9 protein-coding genes are annotated in these 6,789 nt (G+C 69.7%); 6 read left to right on the plus strand and 3 right to left on the minus strand.

Annotated elements, in window-relative coordinates:
* Nucleotides 1-122 precede the first annotated feature (122 nt).
* The 3 genes from pdxS to HYV93_12240 form a co-directional block, all read right to left on the minus strand.
* Nucleotides 123-1,004: a pyridoxal 5'-phosphate synthase lyase subunit PdxS gene (pdxS, locus tag HYV93_12230; GenBank protein MBI2526737.1), complete on the minus strand. Its 882-nt coding sequence runs from the start codon at nucleotides 1,002-1,004 to the stop codon at nucleotides 123-125.
* 398 nt (nucleotides 1,005-1,402) lie between these two features.
* The gene (locus HYV93_12235; GenBank protein MBI2526738.1) at nucleotides 1,403-2,566 is read right to left on the minus strand and encodes a PLP-dependent transferase; all 1,164 of its coding nucleotides are present in this window, start codon (nucleotides 2,564-2,566) and stop codon (nucleotides 1,403-1,405) included.
* 19 nt (nucleotides 2,567-2,585) lie between these two features.
* Nucleotides 2,586-4,121, minus strand: a complete 1,536-nt coding sequence (locus HYV93_12240) for a PLP-dependent aminotransferase family protein (GenBank protein MBI2526739.1) — start codon at nucleotides 4,119-4,121, stop codon at nucleotides 2,586-2,588.
* A gap of 114 nt (nucleotides 4,122-4,235) precedes the next feature.
* Here HYV93_12240 and HYV93_12245 point away from each other — a divergent pair, with 114 nt between their 5' ends.
* The 6 genes from HYV93_12245 to HYV93_12270 all read left to right on the plus strand — a co-directional run bounded on the left by HYV93_12245 (nucleotide 4,236) and on the right by HYV93_12270 (nucleotide 6,653).
* Nucleotides 4,236-4,967: a hypothetical protein gene (locus HYV93_12245; protein MBI2526740.1), complete on the plus strand. Its 732-nt coding sequence runs from the start codon at nucleotides 4,236-4,238 to the stop codon at nucleotides 4,965-4,967.
* A 111-nt stretch (nucleotides 4,968-5,078) separates the two neighbouring features.
* Nucleotides 5,079-5,192, plus strand: coding sequence for a carboxymuconolactone decarboxylase family protein (locus tag HYV93_12250; protein ID MBI2526741.1), 114 nt, complete (start codon nucleotides 5,079-5,081; stop codon nucleotides 5,190-5,192).
* Nucleotides 5,193-5,375, plus strand: a complete 183-nt coding sequence (locus HYV93_12255; GenBank protein MBI2526742.1) for a hypothetical protein — start codon at nucleotides 5,193-5,195, stop codon at nucleotides 5,373-5,375.
* A 14-nt stretch (nucleotides 5,376-5,389) separates the two neighbouring features.
* On the plus strand, nucleotides 5,390-5,698 hold the full coding sequence (locus HYV93_12260) for a zf-TFIIB domain-containing protein (GenBank protein ID MBI2526743.1): 309 nt from the start codon (nucleotides 5,390-5,392) through the stop codon (nucleotides 5,696-5,698).
* Between the two features lie 5 nt (nucleotides 5,699-5,703).
* Entirely contained in the window at nucleotides 5,704-5,880 is a 177-nt protein-coding gene (locus HYV93_12265; protein ID MBI2526744.1) for a hypothetical protein, read from the plus strand.
* Nucleotides 5,877-6,653 (plus strand): methyltransferase domain-containing protein, encoded by a 777-nt coding sequence (locus HYV93_12270; GenBank protein MBI2526745.1) that lies wholly within the window; start codon nucleotides 5,877-5,879, stop codon nucleotides 6,651-6,653. The genes HYV93_12265 and HYV93_12270 overlap by 4 nt, the downstream gene beginning before the upstream one ends.
* The last annotated feature ends 136 nt before the right edge of the window (nucleotides 6,654-6,789 follow it).

Below are 6,789 nucleotides of genomic sequence, written 5' to 3' on the forward strand. Positions count from 1 at the left end.
CCCGCCTCGCTCCGCTCGGCTGACTTCCTTCTTCCGCTCGGCTCGCCCCCTCGCCCGCCTCGCTCCGCTCGGCTGACTTCCTTCTTCCGCTCGGCTCGCCGTGCGGCACGGCTCCCCTCGCCCTACCACCCCCGCGTCTGGAGGAGGTCGGATTCCTTGAGCTTGGAGGTCTCGATGCCCGGCATGGCCTCGCCCAGGTCCTCGGAGACCTTGGCCAGTACGTCGGGGTCCTTGTAGCGGGTCGTGGCCTGGACGATGGCGCGGGCCCGCACGGCCGGATCCGCCGACTTGAAGATGCCCGATCCTACGAAGACGGCCTCGGCTCCGAGCTGCATCATGAGCGCGGCGTCCGCAGGGGTCGCGATGCCGCCCGCCGAGAAGTTGGGCACCGGCAGCTTGCCCTGCCCGGCGATCCACCGCACCAGCTCGTAGGGCGCCCCCAGGTTCTTTGCCTCCGTCATCAGTTCCTCGGGCCCGAGCGTGGTGAGCCGCTTGAGGCCGGACACCACCGCGCGCATGTGACGCACGGCCTCGACGATGTTGCCGGAGCCCGCCTCGCCCTTGGTGCGGATCATCGCGGCGCCCTCGCCGATTCGCCTGAGGGCCTCACCGAGGTCACGACAGCCGCAGACGAAGGGCACCTTGAAGGCGAACTTGTCCACGTGGAAGTGCTCGTCGGCCGGCGTCAGGACCTCGGACTCGTCGATGTAGTCCACCCCCAGCGCCTCCAGGATCTGCGCCTCGACGAAATGCCCGATGCGGCACTTCGCCATCACCGGGATGGAGACCGCCTGCTGGATCTCCTTGATCTTCCGCACTGGCGACATGCGGGCCACCCCGCCGTCTCGACGGATATCTGACGGCACACGCTCGAGCGCCATCACGGCCACGGCACCGGCGTCCTCGGCGATCTTCGCCTGCTCGGCGTTGGTGACGTCCATGATCACGCCACCCTTGAGCATCTCGGCCAGCCCGACCTTCAGTCTCAGCGTCCCGATCTCCATGTCTCTGTTCTCCTTTATGTCGCTCGAATGTGGATGACTTCGGTGTGGCGGTTGGGCCTCTTCGCCCCTCTTGGGGCTCATCGGGGCGCCCGGGCAACCGGGGCCTCTTCGCGCCTTCGGCGCTTTCTCCATGTTGCTTGAATGTGGATGACCTCGGTGTGGCGGTCGGGCCTCTTCGCGCCTTCGGCGCCTTCTCCATGTTGCTTGAATGGGGATGACCTCGGTGTGGCGGTCGGGCCTCTTCGCGCCTTCGGCGTGGATGACCTCGATTTGGCGGTTGGGCCTCTTCGCGCCTTCGGCGCTTTCTCCATGTTGCTTGAATGGGGATGACCTCGGTGTGGCGGTTGGGCCTCTTCGCGCCTTCGGCGCTCATCGGGGCGGCCGGGCGACCATCGTGGCTATTCGAGGGCTTGCTGGAGGTCTTCGATCAGATCACCGGGGTCCTCCAGCCCTACCGAGATGCGCACGAGGCCCGGGCCGATGCCCATGGCCGCCTTGTCCTCGTCGGAGAGGCGGCGGTGGGAGGTGCGCGCCGGGTAGGTCCAGGTCGTCGCCACATCGCCGAAGCTCGGCGCGAACTCGAGCAGCCGCGTCCGCGCCATGAGCCGCTCCACCGCCAGCGCCCCGCCCCCGAGATCCACCGAGAGGATGGCGCCCATGGGCCCCGGCATCAGCCGCCGGGCCAGGACATGCTGCCGATGGGACGGGAGCCCCGGATAGTGAACGCGCGCCACGGCTGGATGGCGCTCGAGGAACTGCGCCAGCTGGAGGGCCGTGGCCGACTGCCGCTCGAGCCGCACGCCGAGCGTCCGGGCGCCGCGCACGGCCAGCCAGGCGTCGAAGGGGCCGAGGTTGGTGCCTGCCCGGATCATCGCCTCGCGCAGCCTGTCCATGCTCTCCCTGCGGCCCAGCACCAGTCCGCCCGTCATGTCGCCATGCCCCGAGATGAACTTGGTCAGGCTGTGCACCACCACGGTGGCCCCGTGCTCGATGGGGCGGAGGACGGCCGGCGAGGCCATGGAGGCGTCCACGATGAGCGCGACGCCGCGGCGCTCGAGCCCCGCCGACAGCGCGGGGAGGTCCGCCAGGAGCAGCAGGGGGTTGGACAGGGCCTCGACGAAGACGGCCCGGGTGCGTGGCGCGCAGGCCTCGAGGATGCGCCCGGCGTCAGTGGCGTCCACGAAGGTCGTCTCCACTCCGAGTCGCGCGCCCTCTGATCGCAGGAAGGATGCCGTGGTCCCGTAGAGATCGCGCGCCGCCACCAGGTGGTCGCCGGCCGAGAACAGCCCAAGGAGCAGCGCCGTCGTGGCCCCCATCCCCGACGCGCAGGCCACGGCGGCCTCGGCGCCCTCGAGCCGCGCCACCAGGTCCTCGAGCATGGTGTGGTTGCCTGTGCCGTAGCGCCCGTAGACGTAGCCGGCGGTCTTGCCTTCCCAGACGGACTCCACCGTCTCCATGTCCTCGAAGACGTAGACGTTGGTCTGATAGATCGGGGCCGTGAGCGGGCGGCTCGCCGAGACCGTGTCGCGGCCACCCCGCGCTGCCAGGGTATGGAAGTTCACGCCCGGTCTCCTCCTCTCATTACACGAGGGGAACGGCCATCTCCGGCTCGCGGGCCGGGGGGGCGGGGTGCCGCCCCAGCTCCCGGATCGCATCGCCGAGCCGTTTCATCCCTTCCTCGATCTGCGACAGCGCGACGGCCGAGAACGACAGCCGCAGGGAGCGCTCGCCGCCGCCGTCGGTGAAGAAGGCCTCCCCCGGCGTGAAGGTCACGCCGCGCGCCTGCGCCCGCGGGAACAGCGCGGCGGTCTCGAGCCCCTCGGGCAGCGTGAGGAGGAGCGAGAAGCCGCCCTCGGTCTCGGTCCACGTGACGCCCGGGGGCATGAGGCGCGCGAGGGAATCCAGCAGCGCGGACCGGCGCCGGCCGTACTCGCGCAGCACCCGCACCTGATGCCGCTCGAGGAGCCGGCCCTCGCAGAAGTGGTACACGGCTGCCTGGAGCAGAGGGCTCGTATGGATGTCGGCCAGCTGCTTGGCCATGTCGAGCCGCTCGATCAGGGCCGGTGGCGCCACGAGCCAGCCGAGCCTGAGTCCGGGGAAAAGGATCTTGGAGAACGTGCCGATGTAGATCACCAGCCCCGCGGGATCCATGGCCTTGAGCGGTCCCGGGGGCCGCTCCCCCCAGAAGAGCGTGCCATCGAAGCCGTCCTCGACGATGGGAAGCCTGTGCCGGACCGCCAGGTCCACGAGGCGCTGCCGCACGGCCAATGGCATGGTGAGCCCGGTGGGGTTGTGCGCGCTGGGCTGGCAGTAGAGGAACTTGGGCGCCTGGCGCTCGAGCAGCCGCTCGAGATGGGACAGGGAGAGCCCGGAGGCCGCCATGGGCACGGGCAGGAGCTCCGCGCCGAAGGAGCGGAACACCTGCATGGCGCGCGGATAGGAGGGCTGCTCGATGGCCACGAGGTCTCCCGGATCGAGCAGCGTGCGAGCCACCAGATCAAAGCCCTGCTGGGAGCCGTTGACGATCAGGATCTCCTCCGGGTGGGCCTCGACCCCGAAGCGCAGCAGGTAGCGAGCCAGGTACCGGCGCAGGGGGGGATAACCGGTCGGAGGGTAGTACTGGAGCAGCTCTCGGCCCTCTTCCCTGATGACCCGGTTGAGGACACGGCGGAAGGCATCCGTGGGGAACAGCGCGCTGTCCGGCATCCCACCGGCGAAGGAGATCGTTCCGGGGGCCGTCCGGACCGGTTGGCTGTAGCTTCGCCGCCGGTGCGTGTCGGCCATCGCAACCTGGGCCCGCCTGGAGAGGAGCTCGGACCAGTCGAGCCGCGGCACGGCGACCGGGACGGGCTCCGCCGATGCGGGGACCCGCTCGGCGACGAAGGTGCCCTGTCCCACGTGCGCCCTGGCCCAGCCCGCCGCGATCAGCTCCTCGTAGGCCGCGGCCACGGTGGTTCGGTTCACGCCGACGTCGCGCGCCAGCTCCCTCGAGGCCGGCAGCTTCACGCCGGGCGCGAGGAGCCCCTGGCGGATCAATCGCTCGAGATGGGCCTGGATCTGCCGGGCCAGCGGGACACGCCCGCCCTCCCCGCCCGTGCGCCTCAGGGGAATCTTCATGACCCCACCATACCAGCCATTATCGTGTCATCAGGCGCAGTGTAAAGAGCCAATTGGCCGTATCTCTTATCAGCCAATAGACGGGCGGTCCTGGCGTGGTAAGATTGCCGCCCCATGCCCGGTCTGGTCGTGCTCGAGTCCATGTGGAACCGGAAGGGCCAGCTCCTCGAGGAGGAGCCCTCGGTGCTCCCCTACCTCAAGGCCATCAAGCAGTCGCTGGCCTGGGAAGGCATCCGGGTCAGCCTCGTCTACCGGCGCTTCTACAGCAACTACGATCTGGGTCTCCTCCTGGAGGAGGTGCGCCGCCGGCGGTCCTTTCAGGTCTGCTACATCGCCTCGCATGGGCAGGGGCGCACGCTGAGGGGAATCGGCAACCGCGTCATCCGTCTCGGCGCCCTCGTCGAGCATTGCCGGCCCAGCCCGCGCGTCGGCTACATCTTCGGCGCCTGCGACTTCGTGATCCCGGACACGGCGCGCGACTTCCTCATCCGCACCGGCGCCCGCTTCATCGCCGGCTACCAGAAGGCCATCCCCTGGACGGAATCGATGCTCGTGGACTGTCTTTTCCTCTCCTATCTCCTCGGCGGCACCATGAAATGGGTGCGGACCAAGCACGGGGAGCGCGAGCCACCCCTGCGCGGGCACGAGGACTTCGAGATCACGCGCTCGGAGAACCCGCAGAAGGTCGCGGGACAGCTCTACCGGGATTGCCCGCTGGCCCACGACATCACCTTCTCCTGCTTCACCCTGGATCGCAGGTCCGGGCGCCCGCCGGAGCTGGTCAGCTCCTTCGACGCCTACCGCAAGAGCGTCGACCGCTCCCGGCGGCCGGTCCGCCACCTCTAGCGACAGACCGTGGCCGGTTGAGGCGGTCCCGGGGCCCGGCTATACTGGCGCCGGCGCCCGCGCCGGGCGGGACTGGCCCACATCACCCACCCACAGTGCGAGGAGGACCGTATGGCCGAGATGAAGGAGTTCGCCGGCATCTACTATCGTGAAGGGGCCCTCGACCCGAAGACCATGCAGCTGGTCGCGATGGCCGCCATGGCGGCCGCCGGCTGCACCTCCTGAGTGCCCGGACGCTTCGCGGCTGCGAAGCAAGCCGGCGCAACGGACGACGAGATCTCCGAGACCCTCTACTACGCCATGCGGGGCGCGGCCCGCGCCGCGTGGAGCACCATCAAGGTGATTCCCGGCGTCGAGGATCTCAACAAGGAGTGGAAGACGACCTACGAGCGGGAACGCGGCAAGTAAAGGAGCCCATCGCGATGCCAGTGACACCCAGCGAGCAGGAGGAGGAGTACTTCGCGCGGCTGGAGTTCGAGCGCCGGAAGAAGGCCCTGGCCGAGCAGGAGAAGGAAGCCGAGGCCGCGGAGCGCCAGCGCGTGCTGGCGGTGGCGCGGAACCGCTGCCCCAAGTGCGGGGCCTCCCTCGTGACCATCGCCTACCGTAAGGTGGAGCTGGACAAGTGCTCCGCGTGCGGCGGCTTGTGGTTCGACTGGGGCGAGCTGGGCCAGGTGCTCGCCCAGGAGGGCGACACCGGTTTCCTGGGCGGGCTCAGGAAGATCTTCGGCTGAGCGCCATGGCTCAGGGCGAGGCGCCCATCAAGCAGGCGATCACGTGGATCGACGAGCAGCTTCGTGACAACCCGGCGGCCGACCGCGTCAGGCTCATCGACGAGGCGAGCCGCCGGTTCGATCTGACTCCGCTGGACGCCGATTTCCTCCTGCGCCACCTCGCCGACCGGAGCAAGGGGTGACCCGGAGCCAGAAGGCGGAGGTGCAGGCCCGCTTCGGTGCCACGGCCGAGGCCTATGTCCGGAGCGCCGGCCATGCCGGCGGGCTCGACCTGGAGCGTCTGGTGGCCTGGGGGCGCTCGACGGGAGCCAGCCGCCTCCTGGACATCGCGACGGGAGGCGGCCACGCCGCCCTGGCCTTCTCGGCCTTCACGCCCACCGTGGTGGCCACCGACCTCACCGAGCCCATGCTGCAGGCGGCGCGGGCCTTCGCCGCCACGCAGGGCATGACGACCATCCGCTTCCTTGGCGCCGACGTCGAGGCCCTGCCCTTCCGGGACGCCGCCTTCGGCGCCGCGACCTGTCGCATTGCCGCGCATCACTTTCCGGACGTGCCGGCGGCTCTCCGGCAGGTCGCTCGCGTCCTTCAGCCAGGGGGCACCTTCCTGCTCCAGGACATCCTGGGCCACGAAGACCCCGAACTGGCCGCCTTCATCCTCGAGGTGGAGAAGCGCCGCGATCCCTCGCATGTGAGGTCGCTGAGCCAGGCCGAGTGGGCGGAGTACCTCAGCGCCGCCGGTCTCGCTCCGCTGGACGAGGCGGTGGTGGCCAAGGTCCGGCCCTGGGAGGAGTGGACGGGGCGGATGCGCATGACCGCCGAGGCCCGGGCGGCCCTGGACCGCTTCGTCCTGGAGGCGCCAGCCCGCTGCCGCGAAGCCTTCAGCTTCACGGTGGAGGAGGGACGCATCCGCGCCTTCAGTGACCGGATGCTCCTGGTCCGCGCCGCCAAGACCTAGCGTGAGTTTACCCCGGAGCTGGTGGGCGCTTCGGGAAACGGGCTGAAATCACGCGCGATTCTCGCCCGAGGAGCGTAGTTACTACGGAGTCGGGAGCAAGTCAAAGCCCACCGCCAGCCGCCGCGCTGGCTCGGGC

The sequence above is a fragment of the Candidatus Rokuibacteriota bacterium genome (assembly GCA_016188005.1).
In the GTDB taxonomy this organism is placed as follows: Bacteria; Methylomirabilota; Methylomirabilia; order Rokubacteriales; family CSP1-6; genus UBA12499.

Excerpts from the sequence above, each read along its gene's own strand:
- pdxS (MBI2526737.1), bottom strand. The coding sequence starts at position 1,004 with ATGGAGATCGGGACGCTGAGACTGAAGGTCGGGCTGGCCGAGATGCTC.
- HYV93_12240 (MBI2526739.1), bottom strand. The coding sequence starts at position 4,121 with ATGAAGATTCCCCTGAGGCGCACGGGCGGGGAGGGCGGGCGTGTCCCG.
- HYV93_12265 (MBI2526744.1), top strand. The coding sequence starts at position 5,704 with ATGGCTCAGGGCGAGGCGCCCATCAAGCAGGCGATCACGTGGATCGAC.
- HYV93_12260 (MBI2526743.1), top strand. The coding sequence starts at position 5,390 with ATGCCAGTGACACCCAGCGAGCAGGAGGAGGAGTACTTCGCGCGGCTG.
- HYV93_12250 (MBI2526741.1), top strand. The coding sequence starts at position 5,079 with ATGGCCGAGATGAAGGAGTTCGCCGGCATCTACTATCGTGAAGGGGCC.
- HYV93_12245 (MBI2526740.1), top strand. The coding sequence starts at position 4,236 with ATGCCCGGTCTGGTCGTGCTCGAGTCCATGTGGAACCGGAAGGGCCAG.